Origin of the sequence: Cytobacillus sp. FSL R5-0377, from assembly GCF_038004385.1 — a bacterium.
Taxonomy (GTDB): domain Bacteria; phylum Bacillota; class Bacilli; order Bacillales; family Cytobacillaceae; genus Cytobacillus.
The window spans coordinates 2,460,001-2,476,789 of record NZ_JBBORA010000001.1 but is presented as its reverse complement, the minus strand read 5'-3'; the positions used below and the strand labels follow the sequence as shown (position 1 = coordinate 2,476,789).

Sequence of the window (16,789 nt, the reverse complement as noted above, 5' to 3'; positions counted from 1 at the left end):
TGGAAAAATCGAAACGTTTACACTATTATGTCATACAATGGCAAATTGCGCACCCTATTCAATTGGTGTTTTATTGGGTGTCCCCGGCTTCCGCGGGTACTTTTTAGGAGTGTTCTTTTCTTTTTTTATGATTAAGATATTGCGCTCACTTTCTTCCTCAGGAAGAGTGAACGTGTGGGAATCCACGAGTTTTCCGCCCAGAACCGAGACGGCCTTTTTGCCGGCATCCAGTTCTTCCTTTGCACTGGCGCCCTTCATGGCCACAAATGTGCCGCCTGTTTTCGCAAGAGGCAGACATAGCTCGCTTAAAACGGATAATCTGGCAACAGCTCTTGCTGTCACCACATCAAAAGACTCACGGTATTCTTTATTCTGGCCAAAGGTTTCCGCACGGTCATGGATAAAGCGGACATTCTCAAGCTCCAGCTTCTTCGCCAAATGCTCCAGAAAACCGATGCGTTTATTAAGTGAGTCAACAATCGTAATATGTAAGCCCGGAAAAGCAATTTTAATCGGTATGCTCGGGAATCCTGCCCCCGCACCGACATCACAGACCTTTAGCGGCTGGCTGAAATCAAAGTAAAAAGCCGCGCTGATGGAGTCATAGAAGTGCTTTAAATAAACATCTTCCTTTTCCGTGATGGCTGTTAAATTCATTTTTTCATTCCATTCCACCAGAGTGGAATAATAGGTCTCATATTGCTGTAATTGCTGTGGCGAAAGGGCAATCCCCTTCGCCGCCAGCATTTCAGTAAATTGTTCGGTATTCATTTATAAATCCTTTCCGTTCTCTGACATAATCGGATTTTTCTCTTACTCAGCTGATACTCGTGCAATTCTCCCCTGCTCTAAATAAACGAGCAAAATGGAGATATCTGCAGGATTAACTCCGGAAATTCGCGAAGCCTGCGCAAGAGATAACGGTCTTACTTCCTTCAGCTTTTGTCTTGCTTCGGAAGCCAGTCCGTTAATATCATCATAATCGATGTTTTCAGGAATCTTCTTGTTCTCCATCTTCTTCAGGCGCTCTACCTGCTGTAGGGACTTTTCAATATAGCCCTCATACTTGATCTGGATCTCCACCTGCTCTGTTACATCAGGATCAAGTGCCTGTTCAGCCGGAGCCAGCAGTTTAATATGCTCATAAGTCATTTCCGGCCGCTTCAGCAGATCTGAAGCACGGATGCCGTCTTTAAGCTCGCTTCCGCCCTGGCTTTTGATCAGCTCCTGCACGTCAGAAGTCGGCTTGATAATAATGCTTTGCAGACGTGCTTTCTCATCTTCAATTGCCTGCTTTTTCAGGAGGAATTTTTCATAGCGTTCTTCACTGATCAGACCGACTTTGCGGCCAAGCTCTGTTAAGCGCAGATCGGCATTATCATGGCGAAGCAGAAGACGGTATTCCGCTCTTGAAGTCAATAGACGGTAAGGCTCGTTTGTTCCTTTGGTTACAAGGTCATCAATCAGGACGCCAATATAAGCATCTGAACGGCTTAAAATGACTTCTTCCTTATCCAGTGATTTCAATCCGGCATTCATGCCTGCCATTAACCCCTGGCCGGCCGCTTCTTCATAGCCGGATGTCCCGTTAATCTGGCCGGCTGTATACAAATTTTTCACCTTTTTAGTTTCCAGTGTCGGCCATAATTGCGTTGGGACGATGGAATCATATTCAATCGCATAGCCGGCACGCATCATCTGCACCTTTTCAAGCCCCGGTATCGTTCTCAGAATCTGCTGCTGCACATCTTCAGGCAAGCTTGTTGAAAGCCCCTGCACGTATACTTCCTGAGTATTGCGGCCTTCAGGCTCCAGGAAGATCTGATGGCGCGGCTTATCATTAAAGCGGACCACTTTATCTTCAATGGATGGGCAATAGCGCGGACCCGTTCCTTTGATCATGCCGGAGTACATTGGCGAGCGATGAAGATTATTGTCGATCAATGTATGCGTTTCTTCATTGGTGTATGTCAGCCAGCAAGGGAGCTGATCTGTAATATACTTGGTCGTTTCATAGGAAAAAGCTCTTGGCACATCATCGCCAGGCTGTATTTCCGTTTTACTGTAATCAATGGTTTGGCTGTTAACGCGCGGCGGTGTTCCTGTTTTAAACCGGACGAGATCAAAGCCAAGCTCCTGCAGATGCTCTGAGAGCTTTATGGATGGCTGCTGGTTATTAGGGCCGCTCGAGTATTTCAGTTCACCAAGGATGATTTCCCCTCTTAAGAAGGTTCCTGTCGTAATGACGACCGCTTTTGAATGATACACGGCACCTGTCTGGGTGACAACGCCTCTGCATTCTCCGTCTTCGACAATCAGGCGTTCAACCATTCCCTGAATCAGTGTCAGATTCCGTTCATTTTCCAATGTTTTTTTCATTTCATGCTGATATGTGAATTTATCGGCCTGCGCCCTTAAAGCACGGACGGCAGGGCCCTTTCCTGTGTTCAGCATACGCATCTGAATATGGGTTTTATCAATATTCTTGCCCATTTCTCCGCCAAGGGCATCGATTTCCCTTACGACGATCCCTTTTGCAGGTCCCCCGACTGATGGGTTGCAGGGCATAAAGGCTACCATATCCAGGTTGATTGTGATCATTAATGTCTTTGCGCCGAGGCGGGCCGAAGCAAGGCCTGCTTCTACACCCGCGTGTCCGGCTCCGACTACTATGACATCATAACTTCCAGCTTCATATGTCATGGTGCGGCCTCCTTTGCTGCAATCAGAAGAGCATAGCCAGGGGCTTTAGCCCGTAAGATTGCTAAAGTAAAATATCTATTTTCCTAAACAGAACTGCGAGAATAATTGGTCGATCAGGCTTTCATGGACGCTGTCGCCGATGATTTCACCAAGCAGCTCCCATGTTCTCGTCAAATCAATCTGCACAATGTCAATAGGCGTTCCCATTTCAACACCCTGCATCGCTTCATCAATGGCATTTTGCGCCTGGTTCAAGAGGGCAATATGGCGGGTATTGGATACATACGTCATATCCCCGGCTTCGATGGAGCCTGCAAAGAATAAAGAAGCAATGGCTTCCTCAAGATCGTCGACACCCTGGTCCTCCAATAAAGAGGTTGTAACTAGTTTATGATGCTTTGAAAGCTCGCGGACGCGATCCATGTCGATTTTTTGATCAAGATCGGTTTTATTGACAATCACAATGACATCCATGCCTTCGACCGCTTTAAAAATATTTTCATCCTCAGACGTCAATTCATCCGAGTAATTGAGCACAAGCAAAATTAAATCTGCTTCCTTTAATACCTGCCTCGATTTCTCGACACCGATCCGTTCGACAATATCTTCCGTTTCGCGAATGCCAGCTGTATCCACCAGACGGAGCGGCACTCCCCTGACATTCACGTACTCTTCTATGACATCACGGGTGGTGCCCGGTATATCCGTCACAATCGCTTTATTTTCGTGAACAAGGCTATTCAATAAAGAAGATTTCCCGACGTTCGGCCGTCCGACGATGACTGTAGAAAGCCCTTCACGCAGTATTTTCCCCTGCTGTGAGGTCTGAAGGAGCTTTTCGATTTCTTTTTTTACATAAGAAGCCTTCTCCATCAGCATGTGATGGGTCATTTCCTCGACATCATCGTATTCCGGATAGTCAATATTGACTTCGACGTGAGCCAGAATCTCCAGAATTTCCTGCCGAAGCTTCTGAATAAGCTTTGACAGCCTTCCTTCCATTTGGCCAAGTGCCATGTTCATAGCCCGGTCTGTTTTGGCGCGAATTAGGTCCATAACGGCTTCTGCCTGTGATAAATCAATCCGTCCATTTAAGAAAGCACGCTTTGTAAATTCACCCGGCTCTGCCAGACGTGCGCCATTATTCAGCAGAAGCTGCAGCACGCGATTCACGGAAACCAGTCCGCCATGGCAATTAATTTCGATGACATCTTCCTTTGTAAAAGTTTTCGGTCCCTTCATAGCCGAAACCATCACTTCTTCAGCAATCTGCTCGGTTTTCGGGTCAACAATATGCCCATAATGAATGGTATGGGATGCCACATTCTTTAGCCGCTTGCCTCCTACCCCTCTGAAAAGAAGGTCTGCAATGTCAAATGCCCGATCCCCGCTCAGGCGGACAATGGCAATGGCTCCTTCTCCCATTGGAGTAGATATTGCAGCGATTGTATCGAATTCCACTTCATTCACCTCTCTTTTCTTTCTTATTCCATCTATATAAAAAATGAAAACTGTTTTCGATTCCCCAAATTAATAGAATATCACATGGCTTTTTTTAAGAAAAGCATATCAGTCCGCTTTCCCGCCTTGTCCATCCGTTCAGCAAGACAGTTATCAACATCTCGCTTTCCTTCAATCAGCAAAAAAATTATCCACACGTCTCACAAATTAATATGCTCTATTTTAACTTATCCACATGTGAATAACAATAAAACCAATTGAGATTTAATAATTTGCGGGGCTTAGACAAAGAACGACAAAAAAATCCCAATCCGGAATGGATTGGGATTTTTTTCTAGTTATCTCGTTCTGGCTGGTGCAATGACGATATGGCGGTGCGGGTCATTGCCGTCAGAATAGGTCCTGATTCGCTTATTGTTTACGAGAGCGGTATGGATCACTTTGCGTTCATAGGAAGGCATCGGTTCCAGCGCAATTTCTTTTCCCGTCTTCAAAGCTTTTTGAGCAAGCCTTTCAGCCAGTTGAATCAGGGTATCCTGGCGTCTTTTCCGGTAATCCTCTGCATCGAGCACCACATTTAAGTACTGCTCGGAATAGCGATTAATGACAAGCTGTGTCAAATACTGGAGAGAATTGAGCGTTTGTCCTCTTTTTCCGATTAAAAGAGCAATCTTTTCGCCGGATAAGATAAATTGAACATTCTTTCCTTCCCGTATTGTTTCAATTTCAATGGGTACGCCCATTTCCCTGCTGACGTCTTTGAGGAATTTTTCTGCTTCCTCAATCGGATCAGGCTTTTTCACAGCTTTCACTACAGCCGGGCGGGATCCGAAAATCCCAAAAACGCCTTTTTTACCTTCATCAACTATAGTAATCTCTAAGCGGTCTTCTGTTGTGTTTAATTGAGCTAAAGCTGACTCTACTGCTTCCTTGACGGTTTGTCCTGTAGCAGTTATTTGTTTCACTTTTTGGCTCCTCCTGCATTTCCGGCCGCTGCAGCTTTCAGGTCCGGACCTTTAATGAAATACGTTTGAATGATCATGAAGATATTACCCACTACCCAGTATAAAGAAAGTGCTGCCGGGAAGTTAATGGCAAAAACAACGATCATGATCGGCATTAGATAAAGCATCATTTTCATTTGTGCAGCCATTTGCCCTGTCTGCTGAGTGCCGGCCATCATCAGTTTCTGCTGAATGAAAGTGGTCACACCTGCAATTAAAGGCAATAAGTAAATTGGATCCGGAGAACCAAGGTCAAACCAAAGGAAATTATGGTTTGCAATTTCGCGCGTACGTGTAATCGCATGGTAGAAGCCGATGAGAATCGGCATTTGAATCACTAGCGGGAAACATCCTGCAAGCGGGTTAACGCCGTGCTTTTGGAATAAAGCCATAGTTTCCTGCTGCAGCTTCTGCTGGGTTTTCTGGTCTTTCGAGCTGTATTTTTCACGAAGCTTCTGCATTTCCGGCTGAATCGCCTGCATTGCTTTTGAACTTCTCGTTTGTTTAATCATCAACGGCAGGATAACCAGACGGATAATGATCGTTACAATAATGATCGATAGTCCATAGCTGCCGCCTGCGAATTCTGCTACCTTAATAATAAACAGCGAAAGCGGATAGACAATATACTCGTTCCAAAAGCCTTTGCTTTCAGACGTAATCGGCTGGTTGATTTCTGTACAGCCCGATAAAAGAGCCATCACAAACACTAGACCGATTAATAGAAATATTCGTTTCTTCAACCGTTTTTTCCTCCTTAATTGCTCCTGATAATAGTATGAATTTCATTTGCTCATCCCCCGGCCAGAGGGACACGCTCATATGTATCTTATTTTAACATCTTTTAAAATGAAGTGCTTCATATTAAAGATAGATAGCGATTATTGATTTTTAGTATTTCCAAGTCCCGGTTTATTCAAAACCCGAGAAACCTTCAATACATGGATCAGGCTCTTTTTCACTTCATGAAAATCCATTTCTGCCACCGGTTTCCTCGCAATGACGATCAGATCATATTGCGGCTTTATTTCTTCCTCCAGTTCTAAAAATGCCTGGCGGATATACCTTTTGATCTGGTTTCTCATCACGGCATTGCCGATTTTTTTGCTGACAGAAAGGCCAATGCGAAAATGATTCTGCTCGTCTTTTTTCAAGATGTATACGACAAATTGGCGGTTGGCGAATGACTTTCCTTTTTTAAAGGCCTCTTGAAATTCTTTATTCTTTTTTACACGGAACTCTTTTTTCATGTCATCACCTACTTAGAAAAGCGCAAGCGCCTTGTCACCCCCTGCATCTTGAGGGGGCCGGCACTGGAGCTAGACAATTATCTAACCTGTATATTTATCTTTACATGGAAAAAAAGACCACTGACGTTTCAGTGGCCTAAGCAGATAATACTTTTCTTCCTTTGCGGCGGCGGCGAGCTAGAACGTTACGTCCGTTCGGAGAGCTCATGCGGCTGCGGAAACCATGAACCTTGCTTCTTTTACGCTTGTTTGGTTGATAAGTTCTTTTCATATATGACACCTCCCTGAGGAATTGCTGTTAAAGACAGTCTTTCTAATTATATAGATGTAACTAGAAAATTGTCAACTATTCATATAAGTCAATCTGCCTTCAATGGCAAAAAAATAGATACGGTTCTTTCATTCATAAATGTTTTCTTAAAGATAGTCCGTTGATTTCCGCTGCGGGCACTTGCTTTCTGCGGGGAGGAACGGGAGCCTCCTCGGCTTCGCCTGCGGGGTCTCCCGCTCCCTCTCCTCCCGCAGGAGTCAAGTGCCCTCCGCTCCAATCAACTCAGCAGTTGAGATTTATTAAAAAACAACTTACGACAATATAAATAAGATTCTATTTGCTGCTCTTTCTCTATTTGCATACCTGAAAGAACCCACTCAGAAAGTTTACCTTCTTTTCGCCTGAATGTCATCCTAAAATTTCATATTTCCACGTTTTTCTCATTTATTCATTGTAAAAGCTTTTATGTAAGACTGCAAATTTTCCCGTGCCAGGCGATCCGGCCATTACTTAGGTTGCCTCTAATATGTCCAGGTCCATTTGAATAATATCCCCTCAAAAAAGGGCTGTGGATAAATTTTCGACAAGTTTTTTATTATCCACATCACATATTGACAGGTTTTGCACACAACCAGAGGCTGTGGACAATTTTTATGAACAGGGATGGGCATGTTGTGGATAAGGGTTTAAAAACCATTGCAGTCAAAAGCATTATCTGTTATCATAATTGTGTTTTCACACTTAATAAATCATTGTGCATATCTTCATTATCCACAGATTGTGGATAACATGTGGACAGGTTATCCAAGGGGTTTGTAAAAGTTTGTCCACAGACAGTGGATACTGTCGAAATTCCACTTTACTTCCTTATTATATGATTTTCCACATAAACAGTTTCGTATATTTATAAAATTAGGGTTATACAGCGTGTGTATAACCTATCGTTTTTGTGGCGCGAAACAAAGAAAAAGCAGCGGTGATCACCGAAAGGCATCGGTGCTTGAACGTATTTAAATATTAAATTTAGATGGAAAAGGAGGGATATCATTGGAAAATATTGCGGATCTTTGGAATAACGCTCTGGCCAATATCGAGAAAAAAATCAGCAAGCCCAGTTTTGATACATGGCTGAAATCGACAAAGGCGCATTCTCTGCAGGGAGATACTTTAGTCGTTAAGGCACCGAATGAGTTTGCCCGTGACTGGCTTGAAGAGCGCTATTCCCAGCTGATCTCCGGAATTCTTTATGACATAACCGGTGAAGAATTAGGAGTGAAATTCATCATTCCGCAAAATCAAAGCGAAGAAGAAGTCGATCTTCCTCTTCCTCCAAAAAAGAAAAAACCGGCGGAAGAACAGCAGGAACTGCCTTTAACGATGCTAAACCCAAAGTATACATTCGACACGTTTGTCATCGGATCCGGAAACCGCTTCGCCCATGCAGCTTCACTTGCTGTAGCAGAGGCACCTGCTAAGGCATACAATCCTTTATTTATTTACGGGGGAGTAGGACTCGGAAAAACTCACCTTATGCACGCAATCGGCCATTATGTTTTAGATCATAATCCATCAGCTAAAGTCGTATACTTATCTTCCGAGAAATTTACAAATGAATTTATTAACTCGATCCGAGATAACAAAGCGGGCGATTTCCGCGATAAATATCGAAATGTGGATGTTCTTCTTATCGATGATATTCAGTTTTTGGCTGGAAAAGAACAGACACAGGAGGAATTTTTCCATACTTTTAATACATTGCATGAAGAAAGCAAGCAGATCATTATCTCAAGTGACCGTCCTCCAAAGGAAATACCGACACTTGAAGACAGGCTTCGCTCCAGATTTGAATGGGGCCTGATTACTGATATCACTCCGCCGGACCTGGAAACGCGTATTGCCATTCTGCGCAAAAAAGCCAAAGCGGAGGGACTTGATATTCCTAATGAGGTTATGCTTTACATTGCCAATCAGATTGACTCCAACATCCGTGAGCTTGAGGGTGCTCTGATTCGTGTAGTAGCGTACTCTTCTTTAATAAATAAAGATATTAATGCCGACCTTGCGGCAGAAGCATTAAAGGATATTATTCCAAGCTCCAAGCCAAAGGTCATTACCATCCATGAAATTCAAAGGGTGGTAGGGGAACATTTTAATGTAAAGCTTGAGGACTTTAAGGCGAAGAAACGTACAAAATCTGTCGCATTCCCCCGTCAGATCGCCATGTACCTGTCCAGGGAATTAACCGACTTTTCTCTGCCAAAAATAGGAGAGGAATTTGGCGGGCGAGACCATACGACTGTCATTCATGCGCATGAAAAAATATCAAAGATGCTTCAGTCTGATTCACAATTTGAAAAGCAGCTGAAAGAAATCAATGAAATGCTTAAGGTATAATGTGTATAACTTGACCTAACTTACGCACAGTCTGTCCACATGTGGATAGGCTGTGTTTCCTTTCAAAAAATGCAGTTATCCACATACTAACAGGCCCTACTAGTACTTCTACTATTTTTTTATAAAAAATATATATATTCAATACGCCATTAAAATATGCTTGGAGGATTTAAAAATGAAATTTATAATCCAGCGCGACCATCTGGTCCAAAGCGTCCAGGATGTTATGAAAGCTGTAACGAGCAGAACGACTATTCCCATCTTAACGGGGATTAAAATCGTTGCTTCTGAAGAAGGGGTTACATTAACAGGAAGCGACTCTGATATTTCTATTGAATCTTTTATTCCTAAAGAAGAAGACGGAAATGAAATTGTTGAGATCAAACAGCCTGGTGCCATCGTGCTCCAAGCTAAGTTCTTCAGTGAAATTGTTAAAAAACTTCCAACTGACAGCGTGGAAATAAGCGTTGAAAATCATTTGCAGACAGTCATCCGCTCTGGTAAATCAGAATTCAATCTTAATGGCCTGGATGCTGAGGAATATCCGCACTTGCCTCAAATTGAGGAAGAAAAAATGTTCAAAATTCCTACAGACCTGTTAAAAGCAATGGTTCGCCAAACCGTTTTCGCAGTGTCCACCTCAGAAACACGCCCTATCTTGACAGGTGTAAACTGGAAGGTGGAAAACGGGACATTAACCTGTATTGCAACAGATAGCCACAGATTAGCTTTACGAAGAGCGCAGATCGAAACAACTGCCAGCGAAAACTACAATGTGGTCATTCCGGGAAAGAGCTTAAGTGAATTAAGCAAAATCCTTGATGACAATAATGATTTAATCGATATCGTTATTACTGAAAACCAGGTTCTCTTTAAAGCCGAACATCTGCTGTTCTTCTCAAGGCTGCTTGAAGGAAATTATCCGGATACATCCAGATTGATCCCTTCAGACAGCAAAACAGATGTGGTCGTCAATACAAAGGAATTCCTGCAGGCTATTGACCGTGCCTCTTTACTTGCAAAAGAAGGCCGTAACAATGTGGTCAAGCTTTCTACAATTGATGGCGGAGTAATCGAAATTTCATCCAACACGCCTGAAGTCGGAAAAGTAGTCGAAGAAGTGCAGAGCAAATCTGTAGAAGGGGAAGAATTAAAAATCTCCTTCAGCGCGAAATTTATGATGGATGCCCTAAAAGCACTTGAGGGCTCTGAAATTACTATCAGCTTCACCGGCGCGATGAGACCATTCATCATCAAACCATTAAACGATGAATCTATCCTGCAACTGATTCTGCCAGTCAGAACATATTAAGAAAAAGCTGCCGGCTGTGCCGGCGGCTTACTTTTTTATTGCAGATGAACCAGGTCCTATGGATATGGTGAGTGTCTGGGACTGAAATCAGCAGGGAAAAAGCCAAAGAATACACTAGTATCATTAGCTTAAAACCCCCGGAATATTGGCCAATAGCAGGGGAATAATGAAAATAACCAGCTGCAGGCGACTTTTCTTTGTGTATCTGAGGTTTATTTAGTAAAATAGAATATTAGATACCATTCTGAAATTGTTTTGCCGAGGTGCAGGAAAAACTGCAGCACTGGAAGTCGGACAATGGGAAAGAGTGAAAAAATGACGGAAATACAAATTGATACAGAATATATTACGCTGGGCCAATTTTTAAAAGCCGCGGATGTGATTCAAACGGGCGGAATGGCCAAATGGTTCCTGAGTGAGTACGAAGTCTTCGTCAATGGGGAACAGGATCAAAGACGAGGAAGAAAGCTGAGAACCGGGGATAAAATCGAGATTCCGGATGTCGGTGAATTTGCGATCGTCTAAACGCCGTTTTTAGCGTTAATATTTTAAAGGATGTAGCGTCTATGCATATAGAGCAGTTGCTGTTAAAGAATTACCGGAATTATGAAGAGCTTGAAGTCAATTTCGAAAATAAAGTGAATGTAATTTTGGGAGAGAATGCCCAGGGAAAGACAAATGTCATGGAATCGATCTATGTGCTGGCAATGGCAAAGTCCCATCGGACATCAAATGACAAAGATCTTATTCGCTGGGATCAGGAATATGCTAAAATAGAGGGAAGGGTCCAAAAAAGGCAAGGATCCCTGCCCATGCAATTAGTTATCAGCAAAAAAGGCAAAAAAGCTAAATGCAATCATATAGAGCAGCAAAAATTAAGCCAGTATGTCGGCAATATGAATGTTGTGATGTTCGCGCCTGAAGATCTCCATCTTGTGAAAGGGAGCCCTCAAGTAAGGCGTCGTTTTATTGATATGGAGATTGGGCAGGTTTCACCTGTCTATTTGCATGATATCAGCCAGTATCAGAAAATCCTCCAGCAGCGTAACCACTATCTGAAAATGCTCCAGATCAAAAAGCAGACCGACCATACCATGCTTGAGATTTTAACTGAGCAATTCATTGAGATGGCTGCCAAGATTGTATCAAAGCGCTACGAGTTCCTCAGACTCCTCGAAAATTGGGCACAGCCGATTCATGAAGGGATTTCAAGAGGGCTTGAGACCTTGAAAATTGAGTACAAGCCTTCTGCAGAGGTATCAGAAGAACAAGATTTGTCGAAAATGGTTAAAGTATACCAAGAGAAATTCGAAAAGGTAAAAAACAGGGAAATCGATCGTGGCGTCACTATGTTTGGGCCGCATCGCGATGACCTGATTTTTCATGTGAATGGGCGCGATGTTCAGACATTCGGTTCACAGGGCCAGCAAAGGACAACAGCTCTTTCGGTTAAGCTTGCTGAAATCGAACTGATCCATTCTGAAATTGGAGAATATCCCATCCTGCTATTGGATGATGTCCTCTCAGAATTGGATGATTACCGCCAATCCCATTTATTGAATACTATTCAAGGAAAAGTGCAGACGTTTGTTACGACTACAAGTGTTGATGGAATAGACCACCAGACACTTAAAGAAGCAGCAGCGTTCAGTGTTGAGTCAGGGAGAATCAAGAAGATTCAGTGAGGTGATCGCATGTACATCCATATAGGTGAAGATGTGCTGGTCCGGGCAAGAGATATTGTCGCTATAATTGATAAAGAAACAGTCCTTTCCTCCGAGTATGCAAAAGAGCATAAGGAGCGCCTGGAGGAGTCAGTTGTGAACCTCGCAAAGGGTTCCTATAAATCTGTGGTCGTTACAACAGAAAAGATTTATTTTTCTCCGCTATCCTCAGGTACGTTAAAAAAACGATCCCATAAATTAAGTGTTCATGAATTTTAAAGACATGCCGGATCCAAAACGGAAAGGTACAAGTCAAGGAAAATTACAGTTTGGCTCATTTTCATGCCAGGCTTTTTTATAGATTAGTGAAATAGAAAGTGCAGGTGACCGATGTGGCAATGGAGCAAAAGGCAGTGCAGGAACAATCCTATGATGAGAATCAGATACAGGTACTGGAAGGTCTGGAAGCGGTTCGGAAGCGTCCGGGAATGTATATCGGTTCAACAAGTGCCAAAGGGCTTCACCATCTTGTTTGGGAAATAGTCGATAATAGTATTGATGAAGCATTGGCAGGCTATTGTACTGAAATCAATGTGATTATCGAGAAAGATAATAGTATTACCGTAGTGGATAACGGACGTGGTATACCAGTCGGAATCCATGAAAAAATGGGACGCCCGGCCGTTGAAGTCATTATGACGGTTCTTCATGCAGGCGGTAAGTTCGGAGGCGGCGGATACAAGGTTTCCGGAGGCTTGCATGGTGTTGGTGCTTCTGTAGTTAATGCCCTTTCAACTGAACTTGAAGTATTTGTTCATCGTGATGGCAAAAAATATTATCAGAAATTTGAGCGCGGCGTTCCGAGTGCGGATCTTGAAGTGATTGGGGAAACCGATCACACAGGAACAACCATTCACTTTAAGCCGGACAGTGAAATCTTTACTGAAACGCTTGAATATGATTACGAAACACTTGCGACTCGCATTCGTGAGCTGGCTTTCCTGAATAGAGGATTGGCCATTACGATTGAGGATAAACGCGAGGAAAATAAGAAAAATGAATACATGTACGAAGGCGGAATTAAATCGTACGTTGAGCATTTGAATAGAACGAAGGAAGTTCTCCATGAAGAACCAATTTATATTGATGGAGAACGTGAGGGCATCACAGTTGAAGTCTCCATTCAGTATAATGATGGCTACACAAGCAATATTTACTCTTTTGCCAATAACATTCATACGTATGAAGGCGGAACACATGAATCTGGGTTCAAAACTGCTTTAACAAGAGTCATTAATGATTACGCCAGAAAAAGCGGCGTATTCAAAGAGAGTGATGCAAATCTTTCAGGGGAAGATGTCCGTGAAGGTTTAACAGCGATTGTATCTGTTAAGCATCCAGACCCGCAATTTGAAGGACAGACCAAAACGAAGCTTGGCAATTCAGAGGTGCGAACGGCAACAGATACGATTTTTGCAGAAGCTCTTGAGAAGTTCCTGCTGGAAAATCCATCTGTAGCGAAGAAAATTGTTGAAAAGGGATTAATGGCTGCACGTGCCAGACTTGCAGCAAAGAAAGCCCGTGAACTGACCAGAAGAAAGAGTGCTTTAGAAGTATCAAGCCTGCCGGGGAAACTGGCCGATTGCTCTTCTAAAGATGCGTCAATATCAGAACTTTACATTGTTGAGGGTGACTCTGCCGGAGGTTCAGCCAAACAGGGACGTGACCGTCACTTCCAGGCAATCCTTCCGTTAAGAGGGAAAATCCTTAATGTTGAAAAAGCCCGTTTGGATCGAATTCTTTCAAACAATGAAGTGCGGGCTATGATTACAGCAGCCGGTACAGGAATTGGCGAAGATTTTGATATTTCAAAAGCCAGATATCATAAGATTGTGATCATGACGGATGCCGATGTGGATGGCGCCCATATTCGAACATTATTATTAACCTTCTTTTACCGTTATATGAGACAAATTTTAGAAGCGGGCTATATTTACATTGCACAGCCGCCGCTGTATAAAATACAGCAGGGCAAAAGAATTGAATATGCCTATAATGATCGCCAGCTTGAAGAAATCATGAGCACCCTGCCAAACCAGCCTAAGCCGAACGTTCAGCGCTATAAAGGTCTGGGCGAAATGAATCCGGGACAGCTGTGGGAGACAACGATGAATCCTGAAACAAGAACACTGCTGCAGGTGAGCCTGGAAGATGCCATTGAGGCAGATGAAACGTTTGAAATTTTAATGGGTGATAAAGTCGAACCACGCCGAAACTTTATCGAAGAAAACGCCCAATATGTAAAAAACTTGGATATATGATCAAAAGCCAGGATAGGATGACTATCCTGCTTTTACATAAGGAAGCGTCACTTTCATTTTGCGATAATCTACTAAATGTTTTACAAATTAAGAGGCTATGGGTGAATTCCAAGTCCCTTAAAAAGGGAGGTTCTTTATATGGCTGATACGCCAAGGTCCCAAATAAAAGAAATTAACATTAGCCAGGAAATGCGTTCATCCTTCCTGGACTATGCAATGAGTGTAATTGTTTCACGTGCCCTTCCGGATGTGCGTGACGGCTTAAAGCCGGTGCATCGCCGTATCCTGTATGCGATGCATGATCTCGGCATGCATTCAGATAAGCCTTATAAAAAATCAGCACGTATCGTCGGGGATGTAATTGGTAAGTATCATCCGCACGGAGATTCTGCTGTTTATGAAACAATGGTGCGTATGGCGCAGGACTTTAACTATCGATACATGCTGGTTGACGGACACGGAAACTTCGGTTCGGTGGATGGCGATTCTGCAGCTGCCATGCGTTATACAGAAGCACGTATGTCCAAAATATCAATGGAGCTTTTACGGGATATCAATAAAGATACCATTGATTATCAGGATAACTATGATGGGGAAGAAAAGGAGCCGGTTGTACTGCCTGCCCGTTTCCCTAATTTGCTGGTCAATGGAACTTCAGGAATCGCTGTCGGGATGGCTACGAATATTCCTCCCCACCAGCTTGGAGAAGTGATTGATGGGGTACTGGCTATAAGCAAAGACCCTGACATGACCATACCGGAACTGATGGATATTATCCCCGGGCCGGACTTTCCGACAGCCGGAATGATTTTAGGAAGAAGCGGAATCCGCAAAGCCTATGAAACCGGCCGCGGTTCGATTACTCTGCGGGCTAAAGTAGAGGTTGAAGAAAAGGCTAATGGCAAAGAGGTCATTATTGTCCATGAAATTCCGTATCAGGTGAACAAAGCAAAGCTGATTGAAAAAATTGCAGAACTGGTCAGAGATAAGAAAATTGACGGTATCACCGACCTGCGTGATGAATCTGACCGTAACGGAATGCGTATTGTCATTGAAGTCAGAAGAGATGCAAATGCAAGTGTATTATTGAATAATCTCTATAAACAAACAGCTCTTCAGACAAGCTTTGGGATTAATCTTCTGGCATTGGTGGATGGACAGCCTAAGGTTCTGAATTTAAAGCAGTGCCTTGAGCATTATTTAGAACATCAAAAGGTTGTTATTCGCCGGAGGACACAATTTGAATTAAGAAAAGCAGAAGCCCGCGCACATATTTTAGAAGGCTTGAGAATTGCTCTTGATCACCTTGATGAAGTTATTAATCTGATCCGCAGTTCTCAGACAACTGATATTGCACGAGAAGGCTTAATGACTAAATTCAATCTTTCTGAAAAACAGGCTCAAGCTATTCTTGATATGCGTCTGCAGCGTCTGACAGGCTTAGAACGTGAAAAGATTGAAGATGAATATTCCAATCTTGTGGCATTAATTGCCGAATTAAAAGCAATCTTAGCGGATGAAGAGAAGTTATTGGATATCATCCGAGAAGAATTAACTGAACTCAAAGAGAGATTCAACGATAAACGCCGGACAGAAATCGTTTCGGGCGGAATCGAACAAATTGAAGACGAAGACCTGATCCCGCGTGAGAATATTGTTCTTACACTGACACATAAGGGGTACATCAAGCGTCTTCCTGTCTCGACTTACCGTGCCCAAAAACGCGGAGGGCGTGGAATTCAGGGAATGGGAACCAATGAGGATGACTTTGTCGAACACCTCATTACCACTTCCACTCACGACACCATTCTGTTCTTTACGAACAAAGGAAAAGTGTATCGCGCCAAAGGATACGAAATTCCTGAATTCAGCCGTACGGCGAAAGGAATTCCTATTATCAACCTTCTTGGAGTGGACAAAGACGAATGGGTAAATGCGATCATTCCTGTTGAAGAATTTGCCGATGACTGGTTCCTGTTCTTCACTACTAAACAGGGAATTTCTAAGCGTTCACCATTATCATCCTTTGCCAATATCCGCAATAATGGCTTAATTGCTTTAAATCTGCGTGAAGATGATGAACTGATTTCAGTGCGTCTGACAGATGGCAGCAAGGAAATCATTATTGGAACGAGCCATGGCATGCTGATCCGATTCCCTGAAGAAGATGTTCGTTCGATGGGAAGAACGGCTACCGGTGTTAAGGGAATTAACTTAAGCAATGGTGATGAAGTCGTTGGCATGGAAGTGCTTGAGGATGACAGCCAAGTCCTGATTGTAACGAAAAACGGCTATGGTAAACGTACTCCGGCCGAAGAATACCGTGTTCAGGGCAGAGGCGGTAAAGGTATCAAGACCTGCAACATCACTGAAAAGAATGGAAGCCTTGTTTCAATGAAAGCTGTCACA

General features: G+C 43.2%; 14 protein-coding genes (1 of these 14 cut by a window edge). 7 read left to right on the top strand and 7 right to left on the bottom strand.

The annotated features are described in order from the left end of the window. Positions 1-54: 54 nt before the first annotated feature. The 7 genes from rsmG to rpmH all read right to left on the bottom strand — a co-directional run bounded on the left by rsmG (position 55) and on the right by rpmH (position 6,689). Complete coding sequence (gene rsmG, locus NSQ49_RS12795; protein ID WP_251283894.1) at positions 55-771, bottom strand: 16S rRNA (guanine(527)-N(7))-methyltransferase RsmG; 717 nt, start codon at positions 769-771, stop codon at positions 55-57. Positions 772-813: 42 nt separating this feature from the next. Further along, positions 814-2,703 carry a tRNA uridine-5-carboxymethylaminomethyl(34) synthesis enzyme MnmG gene (gene mnmG, locus NSQ49_RS12790; RefSeq protein ID WP_251283895.1) on the bottom strand — a complete coding sequence of 630 codons (1,890 nt, stop codon included), beginning with the start codon at positions 2,701-2,703 and terminating at the stop codon, positions 814-816. Between the two features lie 75 nt (positions 2,704-2,778). After that, positions 2,779-4,164, bottom strand: coding sequence for a tRNA uridine-5-carboxymethylaminomethyl(34) synthesis GTPase MnmE (gene mnmE / locus NSQ49_RS12785; protein WP_159863629.1), 1,386 nt, complete (start codon positions 4,162-4,164; stop codon positions 2,779-2,781). 338 nt (positions 4,165-4,502) lie between these two features. Beyond that, the gene (gene jag / locus NSQ49_RS12780; RefSeq protein ID WP_159863630.1) at positions 4,503-5,129 is read right to left on the bottom strand and encodes an RNA-binding cell elongation regulator Jag/EloR; all 627 of its coding nucleotides are present in this window, start codon (positions 5,127-5,129) and stop codon (positions 4,503-4,505) included. After that, positions 5,126-5,911: a YidC family membrane integrase SpoIIIJ gene (gene spoIIIJ, locus NSQ49_RS12775; protein ID WP_159863631.1), complete on the bottom strand. Its 786-nt coding sequence runs from the start codon at positions 5,909-5,911 to the stop codon at positions 5,126-5,128. Before spoIIIJ ends, jag begins: the two co-directional genes overlap by 4 nt. 138 nt (positions 5,912-6,049) lie before the next feature. Beyond that, the gene (rnpA, locus tag NSQ49_RS12770; RefSeq protein ID WP_159863632.1) at positions 6,050-6,418 is read right to left on the bottom strand and encodes a ribonuclease P protein component; all 369 of its coding nucleotides are present in this window, start codon (positions 6,416-6,418) and stop codon (positions 6,050-6,052) included. A 136-nt stretch (positions 6,419-6,554) separates the two neighbouring features. After that, on the bottom strand, positions 6,555-6,689 hold the full coding sequence (gene rpmH, locus NSQ49_RS12765; protein WP_019382473.1) for a 50S ribosomal protein L34: 135 nt from the start codon (positions 6,687-6,689) through the stop codon (positions 6,555-6,557). Between the two features lie 1,047 nt (positions 6,690-7,736). Between rpmH and dnaA the strand changes: the two genes are divergently transcribed. The 7 genes from dnaA to gyrA all read left to right on the top strand — a co-directional run. Further along, positions 7,737-9,083: a chromosomal replication initiator protein DnaA gene (gene dnaA, locus NSQ49_RS12760; protein ID WP_159863633.1), complete on the top strand. Its 1,347-nt coding sequence runs from the start codon at positions 7,737-7,739 to the stop codon at positions 9,081-9,083. Positions 9,084-9,258: 175 nt separating this feature from the next. After that, positions 9,259-10,395: a DNA polymerase III subunit beta gene (gene dnaN, locus NSQ49_RS12755; protein ID WP_251283896.1), complete on the top strand. Its 1,137-nt coding sequence runs from the start codon at positions 9,259-9,261 to the stop codon at positions 10,393-10,395. Between the two features lie 297 nt (positions 10,396-10,692). After that, on the top strand, positions 10,693-10,920 hold the full coding sequence (yaaA, locus tag NSQ49_RS12750; protein WP_396398784.1) for a S4 domain-containing protein YaaA: 228 nt from the start codon (positions 10,693-10,695) through the stop codon (positions 10,918-10,920). Positions 10,921-10,961: 41 nt separating this feature from the next. Further along, positions 10,962-12,080 carry a DNA replication/repair protein RecF gene (gene recF, locus NSQ49_RS12745; RefSeq protein WP_159863635.1) on the top strand — a complete coding sequence of 373 codons (1,119 nt, stop codon included), beginning with the start codon at positions 10,962-10,964 and terminating at the stop codon, positions 12,078-12,080. Between the two features lie 9 nt (positions 12,081-12,089). Next, positions 12,090-12,338, top strand: coding sequence for an extracellular matrix regulator RemB (gene remB / locus NSQ49_RS12740; protein ID WP_159863636.1), 249 nt, complete (start codon positions 12,090-12,092; stop codon positions 12,336-12,338). A gap of 119 nt (positions 12,339-12,457) precedes the next feature. Beyond that, on the top strand, positions 12,458-14,380 hold the full coding sequence (gene gyrB / locus NSQ49_RS12735; protein ID WP_159863637.1) for a DNA topoisomerase (ATP-hydrolyzing) subunit B: 1,923 nt from the start codon (positions 12,458-12,460) through the stop codon (positions 14,378-14,380). A gap of 138 nt (positions 14,381-14,518) precedes the next feature. Next, positions 14,519-16,789, top strand: partial view of a DNA gyrase subunit A gene (gene gyrA, locus NSQ49_RS12730; RefSeq protein ID WP_159863638.1) — the 5' portion only. The gene runs 255 nt beyond the window's last position; 2,271 of the gene's 2,526 nt are visible here — the first part of the coding sequence; the start codon lies at positions 14,519-14,521; its stop codon lies beyond the right edge, outside the window.

Coding starts and splice junctions, on each gene's coding strand:
- rsmG (WP_251283894.1), bottom strand. CDS start 771: ATGAATACCGAACAATTTACTGAAATGCTGGCGGCGAAGGGGATTGCC.
- mnmG (WP_251283895.1), bottom strand. CDS start 2,703: ATGACATATGAAGCTGGAAGTTATGATGTCATAGTAGTCGGAGCCGGA.
- rnpA (WP_159863632.1), bottom strand. CDS start 6,418: ATGAAAAAAGAGTTCCGTGTAAAAAAGAATAAAGAATTTCAAGAGGCC.
- rpmH (WP_019382473.1), bottom strand. CDS start 6,689: ATGAAAAGAACTTATCAACCAAACAAGCGTAAAAGAAGCAAGGTTCAT.
- dnaN (WP_251283896.1), top strand. CDS start 9,259: ATGAAATTTATAATCCAGCGCGACCATCTGGTCCAAAGCGTCCAGGAT.
- yaaA (WP_396398784.1), top strand. CDS start 10,693: ATGGGAAAGAGTGAAAAAATGACGGAAATACAAATTGATACAGAATAT.
- recF (WP_159863635.1), top strand. CDS start 10,962: ATGCATATAGAGCAGTTGCTGTTAAAGAATTACCGGAATTATGAAGAG.
- remB (WP_159863636.1), top strand. CDS start 12,090: ATGTACATCCATATAGGTGAAGATGTGCTGGTCCGGGCAAGAGATATT.
- gyrB (WP_159863637.1), top strand. CDS start 12,458: ATGGAGCAAAAGGCAGTGCAGGAACAATCCTATGATGAGAATCAGATA.